Origin of the sequence: Paenibacillus lemnae, assembly GCF_012933385.1 — a bacterium.
GTDB lineage: Bacteria > Bacillota > Bacilli > Paenibacillales > Paenibacillaceae > Paenibacillus_AQ > Paenibacillus_AQ lemnae.
Window position 1 is genome coordinate 68,629 of sequence record NZ_JABBPN010000014.1, and the last position, 16,244, is coordinate 84,872.

General features: G+C 44.9%; 19 protein-coding genes. 12 read left to right on the forward strand and 7 right to left on the reverse strand.

What is annotated here, in order from left to right; all coding sequences use genetic code 11:
• Positions 1–255 precede the first annotated feature (255 nt).
• The 10 genes from HII30_RS14945 (at position 256) to HII30_RS14990 (ending at position 9,636) form a co-directional block, all read left to right on the forward strand.
• Positions 256–1,119, forward strand: a complete 864-nt coding sequence (locus HII30_RS14945; protein WP_169505841.1) for a MurR/RpiR family transcriptional regulator — start codon at positions 256–258, stop codon at positions 1,117–1,119.
• Between the two features lie 175 nt (positions 1,120–1,294).
• Positions 1,295–2,209 carry an N-acetylmuramic acid 6-phosphate etherase gene (murQ, locus tag HII30_RS14950; RefSeq protein ID WP_169505842.1) on the forward strand — a complete coding sequence of 305 codons (915 nt, stop codon included), beginning with the start codon at positions 1,295–1,297 and terminating at the stop codon, positions 2,207–2,209.
• Between the two features lie 34 nt (positions 2,210–2,243).
• Complete coding sequence (locus tag HII30_RS14955; protein ID WP_169505843.1) at positions 2,244–3,686, forward strand: ABC transporter substrate-binding protein; 1,443 nt, start codon at positions 2,244–2,246, stop codon at positions 3,684–3,686.
• 88 nt (positions 3,687–3,774) lie between these two features.
• Positions 3,775–4,677: a carbohydrate ABC transporter permease gene (locus HII30_RS14960; RefSeq protein ID WP_169505844.1), complete on the forward strand. Its 903-nt coding sequence runs from the start codon at positions 3,775–3,777 to the stop codon at positions 4,675–4,677.
• Positions 4,678–4,695: 18 nt separating this feature from the next.
• Positions 4,696–5,556 carry a carbohydrate ABC transporter permease gene (locus HII30_RS14965; protein WP_169505845.1) on the forward strand — a complete coding sequence of 287 codons (861 nt, stop codon included), beginning with the start codon at positions 4,696–4,698 and terminating at the stop codon, positions 5,554–5,556.
• 135 nt (positions 5,557–5,691) lie between these two features.
• Positions 5,692–6,666: a GNAT family N-acetyltransferase gene (locus HII30_RS14970; RefSeq protein ID WP_169505846.1), complete on the forward strand. Its 975-nt coding sequence runs from the start codon at positions 5,692–5,694 to the stop codon at positions 6,664–6,666.
• Positions 6,659–7,363, forward strand: coding sequence for a PIG-L deacetylase family protein (locus tag HII30_RS14975; protein WP_169505847.1), 705 nt, complete (start codon positions 6,659–6,661; stop codon positions 7,361–7,363). Before HII30_RS14970 ends, HII30_RS14975 begins: the two co-directional genes overlap by 8 nt.
• Positions 7,364–7,368: 5 nt before the next feature.
• Entirely contained in the window at positions 7,369–8,508 is a 1,140-nt protein-coding gene (locus HII30_RS14980) for an exo-beta-N-acetylmuramidase NamZ family protein (protein ID WP_169505848.1), read from the forward strand.
• Between the two features lie 103 nt (positions 8,509–8,611).
• Positions 8,612–9,130 (forward strand): DinB family protein, encoded by a 519-nt coding sequence (locus HII30_RS14985; protein ID WP_169505849.1) that lies wholly within the window; start codon positions 8,612–8,614, stop codon positions 9,128–9,130.
• 176 nt (positions 9,131–9,306) lie between these two features.
• Positions 9,307–9,636: a hypothetical protein gene (locus tag HII30_RS14990; protein ID WP_169505850.1), complete on the forward strand. Its 330-nt coding sequence runs from the start codon at positions 9,307–9,309 to the stop codon at positions 9,634–9,636.
• 120 nt (positions 9,637–9,756) lie between these two features.
• Here the strand turns inward: HII30_RS14990 and HII30_RS14995 are convergent, their stop codons facing one another.
• The 7 genes from HII30_RS14995 to HII30_RS15025 all read right to left on the reverse strand — a co-directional run bounded on the left by HII30_RS14995 (position 9,757) and on the right by HII30_RS15025 (position 13,421).
• Complete coding sequence (locus HII30_RS14995) at positions 9,757–10,179, reverse strand: VOC family protein (RefSeq protein WP_169505851.1); 423 nt, start codon at positions 10,177–10,179, stop codon at positions 9,757–9,759.
• Between the two features lie 244 nt (positions 10,180–10,423).
• Entirely contained in the window at positions 10,424–10,744 is a 321-nt protein-coding gene (locus tag HII30_RS15000) for a 2Fe-2S iron-sulfur cluster-binding protein (RefSeq protein ID WP_169505852.1), read from the reverse strand.
• Positions 10,745–10,921: 177 nt separating this feature from the next.
• Positions 10,922–11,200, reverse strand: coding sequence for a YxcD family protein (locus HII30_RS15005; protein WP_169505853.1), 279 nt, complete (start codon positions 11,198–11,200; stop codon positions 10,922–10,924).
• A 3-nt stretch (positions 11,201–11,203) separates the two neighbouring features.
• On the reverse strand, positions 11,204–11,641 hold the full coding sequence (locus HII30_RS15010) for a hypothetical protein (RefSeq protein WP_169505854.1): 438 nt from the start codon (positions 11,639–11,641) through the stop codon (positions 11,204–11,206).
• An 88-nt stretch (positions 11,642–11,729) separates the two neighbouring features.
• Positions 11,730–12,281 (reverse strand): PadR family transcriptional regulator, encoded by a 552-nt coding sequence (locus tag HII30_RS15015; protein ID WP_169505855.1) that lies wholly within the window; start codon positions 12,279–12,281, stop codon positions 11,730–11,732.
• 170 nt (positions 12,282–12,451) lie between these two features.
• The gene (locus HII30_RS15020) at positions 12,452–13,021 is read right to left on the reverse strand and encodes a beta-class carbonic anhydrase (protein ID WP_169505856.1); all 570 of its coding nucleotides are present in this window, start codon (positions 13,019–13,021) and stop codon (positions 12,452–12,454) included.
• Positions 13,022–13,082: 61 nt separating this feature from the next.
• Complete coding sequence (locus HII30_RS15025) at positions 13,083–13,421, reverse strand: iron-sulfur cluster biosynthesis family protein (protein WP_246246500.1); 339 nt, start codon at positions 13,419–13,421, stop codon at positions 13,083–13,085.
• A gap of 121 nt (positions 13,422–13,542) precedes the next feature.
• Between HII30_RS15025 and HII30_RS15030 the strand changes: the two genes are divergently transcribed.
• On the forward strand, positions 13,543–15,063 hold the full coding sequence (locus HII30_RS15030; protein ID WP_169505858.1) for a carboxypeptidase M32: 1,521 nt from the start codon (positions 13,543–13,545) through the stop codon (positions 15,061–15,063).
• Between the two features lie 145 nt (positions 15,064–15,208).
• A complete protein-coding gene (locus HII30_RS15035) occupies positions 15,209–16,210 on the forward strand; it encodes an ABC transporter substrate-binding protein (RefSeq protein ID WP_169505859.1) in 1,002 nt (333 codons plus the stop codon).
• Positions 16,211–16,244 lie beyond the last annotated feature (34 nt).

Genomic DNA, 16,244 nt, shown 5'->3' on the forward strand with positions numbered 1-16,244 from the left:
AATAGCTGGAGAAGCGGTTTTTTTGTGATGAACAATATAAGTACTTCGAGTATAAATGTCGGAATAAAATATCATCCTGATGAGTAATTTTGGGGAATAACCATCATAAACCTATATATATTTCTGTCATGAAGCTTACATATTGAGCTTGTATTTTCCACCAATTGAGCTTATGATGATATTAATTTTTGATAAAAGAGACATTGATCTAAAGTGGTCATGTCTAATAGACTAGAGGATAAGTAGGGAAATCATATGTCAATAAACAATAACATCCTGATCAAGATCAGGGATATGAAAGATAGTCTTACTCCGGTTGAAAAAATGCTCGCTGAATATATTCTCGAAAATCTGGATGAAATTCCGCATTTGTCGATCAAAAGCCTTGCCCAGCTCACCAGAACAAGTGATGCTTCTGTACTGCGCTTCTGCAAGACGATGGGATACAGCGGCTACCGCAGCTTCATCGTCAGTATTTCAGCATCTCTGGGTTCAATGGATGAGGAGCAGAAGCATCAATACACGGACATTCAGCCTGGTGATGATCTGGATACCATCATTTCGAATATTTCACGCAATAACATGAAATCGATTGAGGACACGCTCAGCGTCATTCATAAAGATGCAATTGCCCGTGCGGTCAAGATTCTTCAGGTCTGCAAAAGAATTGTCTTTTTCGGCATTGGAGCTTCCGGCCTGGTTGGCATTGATGCGGAACAGAAGTTTACGCGGATCAATAAGATGTGCCATGCCTATGTTGATGGGCACAGCCAGCTGACGGCTGCGACCCTCCTTGAAAAAAATGACGTCGCCATCTTTATTTCCAATTCGGGAACGACAGTTGAAATTTTGGAAGCTTTGGATATTGCGAAGAAGAACGGTGCGCACATCATTGCAATCACGAAATACAACAAGAGTGAATTGGCAGAAAAGGCGAATATTGTGCTCGGCATTTCTACCCCTGAACTCACCATCCGGAGTGGTGCGATGGGTTCAAGGATCGCGATGCTGACCGTCATTGATATTCTTTTCGCCGGCGTAGCAAGCGCAGAATACCGTAATGTGAAAAAATACCTGACCAAAACACACAATATTATATCGAGCAAGCATCGTAAATAGAAAAAAAGACACTGGCAAAAGAGGAAAATGCCAGTGTCTTTTTTTGCAATTTTAACAAAATAAAAAACCATTTATTAATTTTATAAAGAAATTTTATTTCAAAAAATATTGACCAACCTGCAATTTGAGGATAAGATGCAATTAGAAAGAAAATACATCAGAGAGGGGGATGACCATGGATGAGTATCTTGCCGGTTTAACAACCGAGAGTATCAACCAGAAGACTCACATGATCGACGAGTGCTCGACTCAGGAAATGCTGCTTTTGATGAATGAGCAGGATGCCAAGGTCCCCGCAGCGGTGGCGGCAGAAATTCCGAACATCGTCAAGGCGGTGGATACTTTGCACCGCGTGCTCCAAAACGGGGGAAGAATGTTTTACATAGGTGCCGGATCTTCGGGCAGAATTGGTGTGCTGGACGCATCGGAATGCCCGCCGACTTTTGGAACCGATCCCTTGATGGTCCAAGGTTACATCGCGGGTGGCGATATTGCTTTAAGACTCGCAGTAGAAGGCTCTGAAGACAATGAAGAAGAGGGAATAGCGCTTATCGAGCAAATCGGTGTCACCGATAAGGATGCGGTTGTGGGAATCACGGCCAGCGGTAGTGCCAGATATGTCATATCCGCTCTTCGTAAAGCTCAGCAGATTGGAGCGGCTACCATTGGTGTTGTCAACAATCTGAACTCCAGATTGGAACCGGTTTGCGATATCTTAATCGCTCCAATTGTAGGACCGGAAGTCATTACAGGTTCAACCCGTCTTAAAGCGGGAACGGCTCAAAAATTGGTACTGAACATGCTTACTACATGCACCATGGTAAAGCTGGGGAAAACCTACAACAATTTAATGGTGGATCTTAAAGCCAGCAATATCAAACTGTATGATCGTTCTGTACGCATTATCAAGACAGCAACAGGGGTCGATGATGCTACGGCAACAAGATATCTGGAAAGCGCTTCCATGAATTGTAAGCTGGCGATTATGATGATCAAGACCGGTCTGGATCAAACTCAGGCTGAAGACATGCTTAAGCAAAACGAAGGACGCCTTAAGAAGGCGATCCAAAGTCATAAGACAGTGGTGTGAAATAGTTTCATATAACCTGGGGAGGTCTGTAATTATGAAAAAGAGAATGCGTACTTGGGCATCCGTTTTTGCTTTAACTTTTGCTTTAACTTCGATCACGGCTTGCAGCGGAGGCGGCAGTGCTGAAGAAGGAACAGGGGGCACAACAGGAGGAAGCGGTCAAACAGCTGAAGCAAAAGATACCATAACCGCATTGCTTCCACCGGTATCAGCCGGATTCCAGGATAATTTCGCTCAAATGGAGAAAGATTTCAATGCGCTGTATCCGAACCTGACGCTTAAGATCGAACCGGCGAGCTGGGAGGATATGACTCAGAAACTGGACACCCAGGTTAATGCAGGCAGTCCGCCTGACATCGCATTTATCCCTTCGGGAAGTATTGCTAAGTATGTTGAACAAGGCATGGTTATGAGTATTGATGATATTGCTACTCAAGAAATGAAGGATGACTTCGACGAAGCTCCGCTGGAGTACATGAAGCAGGGTGAGTCTTTGTACGGATTCCCGGGCTACATGGAAGTTCACGGCATCGGTGGTAACAAGGAATTCCTCGAAGAAGCCGGTATTGACTACAAGAAGGTACAGCAAGAAGGCTGGACATACGATGAGTTCCGTGAAGCGATTAAGAAAGGTGTAGTGAAAGAAGGCGACACAACCAGCCGTTACGGTTTTGTATTTGCTACTTCTGGCGTAACTTCCCGTGACTACCTGACGATTCTCGTTAAAAATGCGGGCATGCCTTCTCCATTCACCACAGACCATAAATTTGCTTATACCAGCTCTAACTTTCTTGAAGTTTTGAAAGCAATCCGTCAAATGATCGACGACGGCTCCATGCCGAAAGAACTCAGTTCCGTGGATGCAGGTAAACGCTGGAACATGTTCCTGACTGGCCAAACGATGATTACAGGTAAAGGTCTTGCTACGTTCGAAAATTCGGCTAAGAAAAACAATGAGAAGCTGGAAGCGAATGACGGCAGTGCCGTTCAAGGCAGTATTCCTGTCGAGTACATCGTGCTCCCAGTGCCAACTTTTGCAGGTGAGAAGCAGCAAGCAAGCGTTGCCGTTGACGGATATGTTACATTCCGCGGTAAAAAGGAACCAACCGAAGAACATAAAGAGAATGTTGTAAAAGCTGCGTATTTCCTTTCCAGCGGTAAAGTTGCCGCAACTACGAACAATGACTTGTTTGCAGCTCATATTACAGACAGCGGCAGAGAAGCTGCGAAAGAAATGACAATCGACCGTAATCCGGATAACGTCGAAGCTGTTGAAACCCTGTTGAAGCAAGCTTCCCCAGCACGTCCAGACATCCCGACTGAATTGGGTGCTAAAGCGATCAAACTGGAAGATGAAGTCATCATTCCTAAATTGCAGGCGCTCATTGCAGGCGAGATTACCCCAGAAGAAATGTATGAAGAAGTAAAATCTGCAGCCGTTCAAACTTTTGGTGAAGATGGCGTTGTAACAGAGTAGCATGCAGTGCCGGACAGCCGCGTGTACATTAAGCGCTGCTGTCCGCTCCATGCTTTTTGAACGAAAGCTGTGAAAGGAGTTTTGTACGATGGCCCAAATCGCCAAACAGACCAAAAGACGCCGCATTAAAGGAGACAGCGGGTATGGCTATGCATTCATTGCCGTTGCCCTGGTTGTGTTCGCGATGTTTACTGCTTACCCCGTCGTAAGTGCGTTTATTATCAGTTTTCAGCAGTATAAGCCGCTTGGTTCCGAATACGTTGGATTAGAGAATTATATTGCTTCTTTTAATGACAAATTGTTCTGGAAATCGGTGTACAACACGATTATTTACACCATACTTACTGTACCTGTTGCATTATTTCTGTCATTTGCTGTAGCCATCTTGATTATACCGCTGCGAAAAAAGCTGCAAAATATATTCAAAGCTGTCTATTACCTTCCTGCAGTCGCTTCGGGTGTAGCTTTGTCCGTGGTGTGGCTGTGGATCTACGATCCCATGGCATCAGGTATTTTGAATCGTATGCTTTCCGTATTCGGCATGAGCAACACCAACTGGCTTGGATCCAGTTCCACGGCCATGTTCTCACTCGTACTGATGGCATGGCTGTCCAGTCATGGTACCAGCATTATTATCTACCTGGCAGCATTGCTCGGCATTGATGAAAGCTATTATGAAGCGGCAGAATTGGATGGTGCTTCATTTATCAAGAAGGTTTGGTATATCGTAATTCCGTGCCTGAAACCAACGACGCTTTTTCTTTTAGTAACAGGTGTTATCGGCTCTTTCCAGGTGTTCCAAAACGCATACCTGATGACAGGCGGCGGTCCAGACAATGCTACCACGATGGTAGGACTGCTGATTTTCAACAACGCTTTTAAATATTTTGAATTCGGTGAAGCTGCAGCTCAGTCTCTCGTACTGGCCTTCATTATTGCGCTTATTTCCTTTATTCAATTCAAATATTTAGGCAAAGAAGTGGAATATTAAGGATAGGAGGCCACCGATATGGCGCTGTATAACACGCACACAGGCAAGCCGGTAGTAAACCGGACACGTAATGCAATCATTATGGTTGTTCTGATTTTATTCGCTTTGGCTACGCTGTTTCCAATTTACTTCATGTTGATTTCCTCTTTCGGGGATCCCGTAGAAGCCGGGGCAATGAGCTACTCCCTGTTTCCTTCTAAAATATCATTTGAATCTTATAAGTTTTTCTTCAACTACAGCGACCATTCCATACGCTGGCTTTTGAACTCGCTGATTGTGGCTGCATCCGTCATGATTTCCAACGTATTTTTTGCGAGTCTGGCAGGGTATGCTTTTTCAAAAATCAGATTTAAAGGCAGAGCCGTTCTGTTCTCCGTGCTGCTTGTATCCATGATGATTCCGTATCAGGTGACACAGGTGCCGCTCTATATTCTGATTGTCAATACATTTGAAATTCAGAACACATATACCGCTATGATCGTACCTGGCTTGGTAACGGTATATAATATCTTCCTTGCCAAACAATTTATGGGCAGTATTCCGAACGAAATTCTGGAATGCGCTAAAATCGAGGGCTGTAATCAGTTCCAGATTTACTTCAAAATTATTCTTCCATTGTCAAAAACCGTGCTGGCTGTCATGGCGATCCTGACTTTTATGGAAAGCTGGAACACATTCTTCTGGCCATTCCTTGTAACCAATACAATGGATATGCAGACCATTCAGGTTGGATTGAAGAATTTCCGTTTTGCCAACACGACTTATTTTGCGCCAATGATGGCGGGGGCCACCATTTCCGCACTGCCAATGTTCATCTTGTTTTTCAGCCTGCAGAAATATTTCCTTGAAGGTGTTACTGTAGGTGCTGTAAAAGGATAAATACGTTTAACCAGCCGAGCTCATGAAAGATTCGGGCTTTCATGGCAGCACAGGTTGGAATATAACTCTTGATTATAATTTAACATTATATAGATACATAAATGTACGGGCTGATGGAAAAGGAGTTGGATCCATATGCTGAGGTCCTGGGAAGAGCGGTATACCAGCGGAGTCATCGAACTGTGGAACCGGGAAGCGACCAAGGACGGTTATAAAGAGTGGACCGAGCAAAGTTTTCAGCAAATCATTACGGGCAGTCCTTATTTCAAAGAAAATCTAGCCTATGTTCTTCTGGATCGAGATGTAGTCAAAGGATTTATTTGTGGGTGTACAGGTGAAGATCTGCCTTTAGGAGACAGGGCAGGTTACTTGACCGCATTGATTCTGGATTCAAGCATACAAGAGGATCAATACTTCTTGATCTTGCTTGAGGCCTTGGAAAGTCAGTTGAAAATTTCAGGGAAAAAGCAGATGGATTGTCTGTTTTTCAACCCGATGAAGCTGCCATGGTATATTCCAGGCACACCTCATCATGAACATAACAACGCACCAGGAATACCGGTAGAGAGCAGATTATACGCTATATTGCTCATGTATGGATATATTGAACGTGCTGAGCAGTGTGCGATGTATTTGAACCTGGACTCATTTGATTATCCAGACGTCATGCTGACGAAAGAACAAGCCGCACGTGAGAATGGGTATGTTGTAGAATTGTTTGATAAGGAACGTCATGATGGAATATCTGAGATGCTTTCCGCTTTTAATAATCCTTTATGGGATCAGGAAATCACAGCATCTGCCGCAAACGGAACTTCTTTTGTTGCAGCCATTTACGATGGACAATGTATTGGATTTGCGGGCCCGGTCATTCGACAGGAGAATGGGCGTGGATACTTTGCCGGGATCGGCGTAATGGAAGAACACGAAGGTCACGGGCTTGGCAGTATTTTATTTTTTAAGCTGTGTGAAGCATTTAAAGATATGGGTACCGAGTATATGTCCTTGTTTACAGGAAGTAACAATCCTGCACTGCGCATTTACAAGAAGGCGGGTTTCCAGCATGTAAAAACGTTCTCAACGATGCGAAAGGAGTTTTCTGATGAGTGATTCGAAGTTAACAATTTTAGCAATTGGCGGGCATGTAGGTGATGCAGAATTGACGGCTGGGGGAGTACTTGCTAGTCATTCTCTTAAGGGGGATCATATCGTTACACTGGCATTGACGGCGGGAGAACGAGGTGTTCCGGCAGGTCAGGATATGGCGGATTACAGAGAACAGAAAGTTCGTGAAGCGCATACCTTTGCTGAGATGCTTGGTGGAGAAGCCATCGTATTTGATACGCCGGACGGCGAATTAAAAGATGACGAGGATAACCGCTGGAACGTTTGCGATGTCATCAGACGGGTTCGTCCCAATATTATCATTACACACTGGAAAAACAGTATGCACAAAGATCACATGACCACACATCGTATTGTCAATGATGCACGGTTTTATGCAGGTCTTTCATCCTTCGAGCGTGAGCTTCCATCATTCTTTGCTTCCAAACTGTATTATGCAGAGAACTGGGAAGATGCAGTAGAATATCAGCCATACGCATATGTAGACTTTTCACAAGAGGCTTTTGATCTTTGGATCAAAGCGCTGTCCACACACTGGTTTGTAACTGGCAGCAAGTCATTTCCTTATCTGGAGTACTACAAGCACTTGGCCAGGGTACGCGGCATCGAAGCGAGAAAAGAATATGCAGAAACATTCATGATACCGGCTGAAACGATGACGCTGCGTCAAAGTGAGTTGTAAGCGCTATGATTAAAAATGGAATCGATCGTATTGATGAATATGCCGGCCTATTTAGAGGAAAACGTCTGGGGTTAATCACGTCACCCACTGGCTTGTCACATGATTTTAAATCCACGATACAGATTCTGCATGAATCTTTTACACTGAGCGCATTATTCTCTCCGGAACATGGCGTAAGGGGAGATCTGGCTGCAGGTGCCATGGTGGACACGTATAAGGATCCCATTACTGGGGTGCCTGTATACAGCCTTTATCGTAAAGATTCCAAGCGACTGACAGCTGAAATGCTGGATGAAGTCGATATGGTAGTCTATGATATTCAGGATGTGGGTGCTCGATATTATACCTTTATCTATACCATGTTGTATGCACTTGAGGATTGTGCCAAAGCAGGCAAGGAGTTTGTCGTTCTGGATCGGATTAATCCGCTGAATGGCGTGACGATAGAAGGTAATATCCTCAAAGAAGGTTTTCAATCCTTTGTCGGCAACTATCCGCTGGCGGTGCGTTATGGTCTGACAGCAGGTGAGGTGGCTGACATGGTTAATACTCAAATGCAGTGGGGTGCACAGCTTCATGTCATTCCTTGCGAAGGTTGGGACCGCAATATGCTGTTCCCGGAAACCGGAAGACTGTGGGTCATGCCTTCACTTGGACTGCCGCGATTTGAATCCTCGTTGATCTATCCGGGAACCTGCTTGTTTGAAGGAACGAACCTGTCAGAAGGCCGAGGGACCACAGCTCCGTTTGAAATGATCGGTGCCCCGTTTATACATGCGGAAAACTTGGCAGATGAAATGAACAGATTACAGCTTCCAGGTGTGATTTTCAGGCCGATATACTTTAAACCTTCCTTTTCCAAGTTCCAAAATGAGCAGTGTCGTGGGGTTCAGCTTCATATCACAGATGTCAGAAGCCTGAAGCCGTTTGAAACCGGTGTGAGGCTGCTGTTTACGATTAAGGAGCAGTATGATGAGTTTCATTTTCTCCCCCCGTATAAAGAAAACGGGCGTCCATTTATCGATCTGCTTGGAGGAGATTCCATTTATCGAACGACTAATTTGCCAGTGGATGAGTTACTGGAAATGTTCCGTCAAGAAAGCCAGAATTTCAGCAGCATCAAAAAAGAATTTCATTTATATTAGTCTCTTGCAGCGGCGCGAATCGGGTGATTCGTGCCATTTTGCATATTGTACAGCTTCGCTGACATGTATAGAGTGTAATATGTAAAGAGAAGGAGGCGGTGGTATGTTAAATAAACTGGAGAAGAAAGACTATCCCGAATATTTTGAAAAATATGTTGAGTTGATCACTGATTCGGATATTGTACATGCATTGAAACAACAGCTTGAACAAACGTCAGCACTGTTCAAAGGGCTCACAGAGGATCAGTTATTACATCGATATGCAGAAGGTAAATGGGCTGTTAAGGAAGTGTTCGGCCATATCATGGACCATGAGCGTCTGCTGAGCTACTGGCTGTATCGTTTTGCCAGAGGAGATATGACACCGCTCTCTGGCGGAGATCGAGAGCTGTCCGTACAAAATGCCCGTTATATTGAAAGGAGTGCAGCAAGTTTGATTGAAGAATACGCTGCGGTCAGACAATCGACGATTCAGCTTTTGCAAGGTCTGCCAGAAGAAGCGTGGAGCCGAAATGGTTATGCCGGGGACCAGGTGATGTCTGTACAAGCACTGGCCTTCATTATTGCCGGACATGAGAAGTACCACATAAATATGATCGAGGAGCGATACTTAAAGCTGTAATTGGCAGTATGCAGCGGCTGTGAATGGTGAGTTTTGCTTGTAACATAGCTAAGTGTATGGTATGCTTAACTTAATAGAATTTGAAACGAAATTCACATGTTGAAAGAGTCTCATTTTTTAATGGATCTTTTTACATGTGTTTTTTATTCTTTACCTTGAAGGGAGGAAACAACATTTTGATCGTACAACTGAATTTCACTAACAAAGGTCAGGCAGCCATCAATCTTTTTGACAACAGCGAAATTATTGAAATTTTCACGAGGTATATCAAAACACTGACCAAAAATTATGATATTAATACGACTGTACCGGTTGAAGATAACAACAATATTAAAGAAGCGGGCACAGTCAAGGTCATTGTGGATCATGCCAATTGTGATGTTGAAGTTTTCTTTAAGGAATTGGGCCGGGACATTAAAGTTCCTTTGAAAAAAAGAATTGGCGGTACCAACAGCAAGCTGGATAACGTCTTCAAGGTTGAAGTTAAAGAAGAAGTTAAAGAATAATTTTATGTAAGTAGAAGTCAGGCCACTTGAAAAAGTGGTTTTTTTGTTTCTTCAGAGATATAAAAACGGTGCAGGAAGCACATTATGCAAACAAGGCAGCTTCCATACACCAATTACAAATTACGGCTGCCGATTATCCAGATTGACCTGCCATTCAATACCGAACTTGTCTGTGACACTGCCGTACAGCTTGCTCCAAAATGTTTCATGAAGGTCCATATTGACGGTTCCGCCCTCCTGGAGACGGTTGAACCAGGTTCTAATCTCTGCTTCATCATCGCTGTGTACCATTAGGCTGAAGTTATTCCCCATATTAAACGGCATATGAGGCAGCACGTCCGAAAACATAATAGGGCTTTTCTTGATCGTAATCATCGCATGCATGACCCATTCACTGGCTTCCTCCGGGATCGGATGTTCCGGATTAGGCGGCAGTGCGCCAAACGTCATGATCTGAGGCGTCTCCAAATTGAAAACCTCGGTGTAAAACTCAATCGCTTGCCGGCTGTTTCCTTTGAAATTCAGGTAAGGAATAATGCCCATCTTATCGCTCCTTTTATACAAATAATGGATTCCGGTGTATAATTCAGTACGAATGTTCTCTCTGGTTTAAAGATTATCTTGTTTGTGATATTTGTTTAAGCATCCAAAGAACTATTTTTCTGCGCATATTTAAGAGTATACATGTCATCTCTAAACAGGACACAAACAGCCGGCTGCGCGCTTCAAAGTAAGCACAGCCGGCTGTAGGGGGTCAATCAATTCATAAGTAGGAGACCATCAACATCTAGTCCTGAGGACGCGGACCCGGGTCCAATCCAGTGGATGATGCCGTTTTGATCAATTTCACATGCAGGTCATTCTGCACTTTAACCTGACAAGAGAGACGGACTGCGTCATTGTCGATGCCCTTATTTCTGCGTGCTTCTGCCTCTGTTTCACTCATCAGTGCCTCGCCGGAAACAATTTCAACAGCACAGGTTGTACAGCGGGCATTACCTCCGCAGCGATGAAGCACATCAACACCATGATCCTCCAGGGCAAGCACAAGCTTTGTCCCCTCAGCTACCTCAATGGGATCTCTGCCTTCGATTTGAATAGTTGGCATCGTGAATTCCTCCTTCGTTATGTTCAGTGTACTCTAGTTTGAATTCTACTTTCATTACCCAATCCCTGCGCGCCTGATCCACAAAATTGAATATACATTATTATACTCATTAAAAAAGGCTGCCCCGCTTCAGCAAAAACAATCCGCTGATGAGGCAGCCTTTCATGCTTGTTGAGCTTACTGTTGAACCACAGCAATAATTTCGTCTTCAAGCTCCAGTCTTACCTGCTCACGGTAAGCCCGGATATTATATTCCGAATGGAGGTAGCGCAGAACGGCTTCCATGATATTTGATTCAATCAGATACTGGCTTCGGCTGTGAACCCAGACCTCAGCGGTATAGCCGGTATCTTCATCCCAACTGAGCTCAACTGTAACGTCTGTAGGCTTCACGCCTTTGCGTTCTGCCTGATGAAGGCAAATGGCGTTGATGATCTCATCCATACTTAAAATCATGGATTAGTACCGTCCGTTTCCGTTTCTGCGGTCAGTTTCCACATCACGGCGACGGTTTTTAAAGGCTCGATACGCGGCCATGCCAATCATAATCAATGCCCAGATGGCAATCAGGTTAATTAATAGTCCCATGATTTCGCCCATAAAGCCCATGCCGGCAAACATGCTGCCGAATAACAGACCTGCCAGACCACCGATCATCATACCCTTCATCAAACCACCGCCGCTGAAAAATCCACGGTTTTGGTTTGCACCAGCAGCGCCGGAGTTATTGGAATTGTTGCTCGATTTCTGAACATTGTTGTCTGCTTTCTTAGGTGTCGACTGGAAGCTCTTCTTACCTGAGCTGAATCCGCCGCCTCTTCTTGCATCAACGGAATCCGGGGCAATGGTTACCAGGAACATGGTAAGCACTACAAAGATAGCCAATAATTTTTTCATCGTGTTCTGTTGAACCTCCCAAAAAGAATGATTTTAAGTCATAACCAGTAATACGGACGAACTCCCGTCAAGTTTCAAAAATATCAAATCACGATTCGCCGGCTGCTGCCATGCTGTGCTGACCGAGAAGATCCAGTACCCAATCGCACCACTTCAGTTCCGTTTCAGCCATCATTAACGCTTTGGTCGCCAAAATGTAGCTGCTGAATTCTTTGTTTCCGAACTCGCACTTTTGCTTGGGAATCCCGTCCAGAATGCTTTCATAGTATCGCTTTTTCTCAACGTATAAAGCCCGGCGTTCCTCATAAATATCGACGGAAACACCAATTTCGCTCAACCACAGGGAAAAGGTGCGAAGTGAAAGCTCATCTTTGTTGACAGATGGAGCAATGGGCTGGTGCATCCATTCCCGCAGTTTATCCATGCCGGCTTCGGTGATGGCATAAATCTTTTTATCGGGCTTGTCACTTTGCTGAACCCAATATGAGCTGAGCAGCGCTTTCTCCTCCATCCTGGAAAGCAGGGGATAAATCTGACTGTGTTTTGCCTGCCAAAATGGCTGGATCCGAAGCATCAGCTCATAACCGGAAGACTCTCTTCGGGCGAGCAATCCAAGCAGGCCGTATGACAACGTGTTCATGTGCATGACCCCTTTTGAAACTTTATCGGTACCAAAAAGTCAGGCTAAGCCTGCTTTTCGGGTTCGCTTAATAAAAGTGTACACTGAAACTGTATGGTTTAGCAACTCTGTGCAAATTCAACGTAAAAAAAGCATGAACCCGGGCAGGTTCATGCTTTCTAAATGAATGATTAATTGACTGAATAGCCGTCTACAACAAGGTCCAGCGCCCCGGTGGCCGGATGGATAACCATGCCGTGAACTGGTGTAGTCTTCGGAATCAGCGGATGGTTCTTTATTAGACCCACCGTGTTCTCAACGGCTGAAGTTACATTATCAAAACCTCTCAGCCACTTGGACAGCTTGATTCCGGAGTGATCGAGCGTGGTCAGCACTTCATCGGAAACGCCGCGTTCCTTCATCGAGCCGATGATGCGGTCAGCATTCAAGGATGCCATACCGCATTCATGATGTCCTACGACAATCACTTCGTCCACATTCAGCTCGTAAAGCGCAACGATGATGGACCGCATTGCACTTCCGAAAGGGTTGGAGACGATGGCACCGGCAGTCTTGACCACTTTCACATCACCATTTTTAAAGTTCATGGCTTTCGGCAGCAGTTCAACCAGACGGGTATCCATACAAGTAACAATGATAATCTTTTTGTCCGGATACGGACTTGTTTCATACGCTTGGTATTGCTTGTCCTGAACGAACTGACGGTTATGATCTAAAATTTCGCTAAGATGAGTAGACATAATGGGGGTGTGCCTCCTTATATATGGTAGATGTTTGCTGTTAAAACATGCAGCCGCAGATTCAGGAACGGCTATCTACGGTCTGAACATTGGTGCTGTAGGTTTGACTTTGGCTGGATAATCGAAAAGTATGACCAACAGGATTAACGTCCAGTTTCAAAGCTTCTTCAAAAAAAACTTCGTGTCTGCGGCTCATATAAAATGAGATGGAGCCGTCGCTTTCCAGCTTAAAATCATCCTCCTCGGGATGCTGAATGACCCTCAGTCCCGGAACCGCGCTCATAACACAGCCGCAGCCTTCGGAGTCATTGATAAGCCGGATGCTGCCTGGCTGAGACCCGATTTTGTCCTTTAATTTCTGTTCCGCTGCAGGGGTCAGTTGGATCATCATAGCTGTCATCACACTCCTCTATAATATGTATATCTTTATATCCCTGCTTAAAAGTTGATTATAAACGCGGATATAAGTATCATCAAGTGTGTCAACCAAATTCATGTTAAAGTGCAGGTGAATTCAACATATGGAAACATCAATGACAGACCATTGGGAACGTTTTCAGGAATTGAACCGGAAAATATCGGGCTATGAAGAAGCAGTAAACCTGCTATCCTGGGATCTACGGACCGGTGCCCCGAAAAAAGGGATGGATACCCGATCGGAAACCCTGGGCATGCTTTCTACCGAAGCGTTTAAGCTTCAGACATCGCCGGAAATGGGAAAGCTGCTAGACGAGCTTTCAAAACCCGAGCTGCAAGAATTATTAAGTGATCTCGACCGTCGAATGGTGCATGAAGCACGCAAGCAATATGAGCTTAATCAGTCGGTTCCTGCAGAACGGTTTCAGGAATATACCGTACTGGCAGCCAAATCGGAATCGATGTGGGAAGACGCCAAGAAAGATAATGACTTTACCGGTTTCGAGCCATTTCTGACCGCAATTGTCGCCTTTAAACAGGAGTTTATTGATTATTGGGGGGTCAAGGATACACGTTATGATACCCTCCTGGATATGTATGAGCCGGACATGACCGTAAAAGAGCTGGATCAGGTGTTCGATCGTCTTCGGGCACGCCTCGTGCCGCTTGCTCAGAAAATTGAGGAATCTTCGCACAAGCCGGAAAGCGGATTTCTGAATCAGCTGTTTGACAAGTCACAGCAAGAGAAATTCGGGCTCTTTATATTGGAGCAGATGGGGTATGACTTTGAAGCCGGCCGGCTGGATGAAAGCGTGCATCCATTTGCGACCGGGCTGAACACTGGAGATGTCCGCATTACAACTCATTATTTACAGGATGAAGTGACCAGTGCGGTATTCAGCTCTTTACATGAAGGCGGTCATGCCTTGTATGAACAAAATGTTGCAAAAGAACTGGAACGAACACCGCTTGCTGGCGGTACGTCAATGGGTATCCATGAATCGCAGTCCCGTTTATGGGAGAATATGATCGGCCGCAGCCGGTCCTTCTGGAAACGTTATTTCCGGGATCTTCAGCAGCATTTTCCGGAACAGTTTGCACAGGTCGATGAGCATTCTTTCTACCTTGCAGTCAACAGGGTTGAGAACTCTCTAATCCGGATTGAAGCCGATGAATTGACATATAATCTGCACATTATCATCCGCTATGAGATGGAGAAAATGCTGTTTAACGAGGGCCTTGAAGTGAAGGATCTTCCGGAAGTATGGAATGAAAAATATAAGGAGTACCTTGGCATTATGCCGCCAAATGACAGCTTGGGTGTCCTGCAGGATGTGCATTGGTCCGGTGGAGACTTCGGTTATTTCGCTTCATATTCCCTCGGGAATATGTATGCCGCACAGTTCATGAATACGATGCGCAGCGAAATTCCAGATATGGATGCGCTGATTGAGGATGGCAATCTGATTCCGATTAAAAAATGGCTGACCGATAAGGTATACCGTTACGGGAAAAGCGAAACACCGGCAGAGATCATACTCCGGGTGACGGGAGAACCCCTAAATCCGGATTACCTGGCTGAATATCTGGAGAATAAGTATAAGGAAATCTATCAATTGTCATAGAAGAGATGCTCGTTAAAGACTGCTTTGAGCCGCAAAAAAGAACTTGCGGCTTGAGGGGGTCTTTTTTTGCGAGGGCTTTTAACCATTCCTGCTGGATACGCATATGATCTAGGAAACATAAGTTTTACAGGATGGAGGGGTTACGATGTACAAAAAAGGATCTGTTCTGGTCTTATCCATTCTGATGATATTCGGACTGGTGATGTCCGGCTGTGCCGGCAAAGGATCAGAAAGCAAAGTCAAGGTGGGCGAGGTTACCCGTTCTGTATTCTACGCACCCCAGTATGTTGCAATTGAAAAAGGATTTTTCAAAGAAGAAGGTCTGGACGTAGAGCTGCAGACTACATTTGGCGGGGATAAAACGATGACTGCACTGTTGTCTGGAGGTATAGACATTGCGCTGGTAGGCTCGGAGACCTCGATTTATGTGTATCAGCAGGGGGCAGAGGACCCTGTTATCAATTTTGCTCAGCTGACGCAAACGGACGGTACATTTCTGATGGCCAGGGACCAGGAAAAGGAGTTTAACTGGGATATGCTGAAAGGAAGTGTGTTTCTTGGTCAGCGTAAAGGCGGTATGCCGCAGATGGCAGGAGAATTTACGCTTAGAAGCAAGGGAATTGATCCGCAGCAGGACTTAGATCTGATCCAAAATATTGATTTTGCGAATATTGCCTCTGCGTTTGCATCTGGTACCGGGGAATATGTTCAACTGTTTGAACCGCAGGCTTCCATTTTCGAAAGAGAAGGCAAAGGCAAAGTGGTGGCCTCTTTCGGTGTGGAAAGCGGACATCTGCCATACACGGTCTTTATGGCAAAACAAAGCTATATGGGGAAGAACAAAGATACCGTGCAGAAGTTTACGAACGCGCTCTATAAAGCACAGCAGTGGGTCGGTTCACATACAGCAGAGGAAATTGCAGATGCTATCCTTCCTTATTTTAAGGATACGGATCGTGACATTATCATTTCTTCTGTCAAACGATATCAAGACCAAGGCACTTATGCGGCCGATCCGATCCTGGATGATGGGGAGTGGAATAACCTGCTGAATGTGATGGATCAGGCTGGAGAACTGAAAGAACGGATAGCCCCGGATACCATCGTGGACAATTCTTTTGCCGATGCAGCCACGCAAAAGAAATAGTATGAAGAAATATACTCATGCTTGGAAAGGAGTC

Coding starts and splice junctions, on each gene's coding strand:
- HII30_RS14945 (WP_169505841.1), top strand. CDS start 256: ATGTCAATAAACAATAACATCCTGATCAAGATCAGGGATATGAAAGAT.
- murQ (WP_169505842.1), top strand. CDS start 1,295: ATGGATGAGTATCTTGCCGGTTTAACAACCGAGAGTATCAACCAGAAG.
- HII30_RS14955 (WP_169505843.1), top strand. CDS start 2,244: ATGAAAAAGAGAATGCGTACTTGGGCATCCGTTTTTGCTTTAACTTTT.
- HII30_RS14960 (WP_169505844.1), top strand. CDS start 3,775: ATGGCCCAAATCGCCAAACAGACCAAAAGACGCCGCATTAAAGGAGAC.
- HII30_RS14965 (WP_169505845.1), top strand. CDS start 4,696: ATGGCGCTGTATAACACGCACACAGGCAAGCCGGTAGTAAACCGGACA.
- HII30_RS14970 (WP_169505846.1), top strand. CDS start 5,692: ATGCTGAGGTCCTGGGAAGAGCGGTATACCAGCGGAGTCATCGAACTG.
- HII30_RS14975 (WP_169505847.1), top strand. CDS start 6,659: ATGAGTGATTCGAAGTTAACAATTTTAGCAATTGGCGGGCATGTAGGT.
- HII30_RS14980 (WP_169505848.1), top strand. CDS start 7,369: ATGATTAAAAATGGAATCGATCGTATTGATGAATATGCCGGCCTATTT.
- HII30_RS14985 (WP_169505849.1), top strand. CDS start 8,612: ATGTTAAATAAACTGGAGAAGAAAGACTATCCCGAATATTTTGAAAAA.
- HII30_RS14995 (WP_169505851.1), bottom strand. CDS start 10,179: ATGGGCATTATTCCTTACCTGAATTTCAAAGGAAACAGCCGGCAAGCG.
- HII30_RS15000 (WP_169505852.1), bottom strand. CDS start 10,744: ATGCCAACTATTCAAATCGAAGGCAGAGATCCCATTGAGGTAGCTGAG.
- HII30_RS15005 (WP_169505853.1), bottom strand. CDS start 11,200: ATGATTTTAAGTATGGATGAGATCATCAACGCCATTTGCCTTCATCAG.
- HII30_RS15010 (WP_169505854.1), bottom strand. CDS start 11,641: ATGAAAAAATTATTGGCTATCTTTGTAGTGCTTACCATGTTCCTGGTA.
- HII30_RS15015 (WP_169505855.1), bottom strand. CDS start 12,281: ATGAACACGTTGTCATACGGCCTGCTTGGATTGCTCGCCCGAAGAGAG.
- HII30_RS15020 (WP_169505856.1), bottom strand. CDS start 13,021: ATGTCTACTCATCTTAGCGAAATTTTAGATCATAACCGTCAGTTCGTT.
- HII30_RS15025 (WP_246246500.1), bottom strand. CDS start 13,421: ATGACAGCTATGATGATCCAACTGACCCCTGCAGCGGAACAGAAATTA.
- HII30_RS15030 (WP_169505858.1), top strand. CDS start 13,543: ATGGAAACATCAATGACAGACCATTGGGAACGTTTTCAGGAATTGAAC.
- HII30_RS15035 (WP_169505859.1), top strand. CDS start 15,209: ATGTACAAAAAAGGATCTGTTCTGGTCTTATCCATTCTGATGATATTC.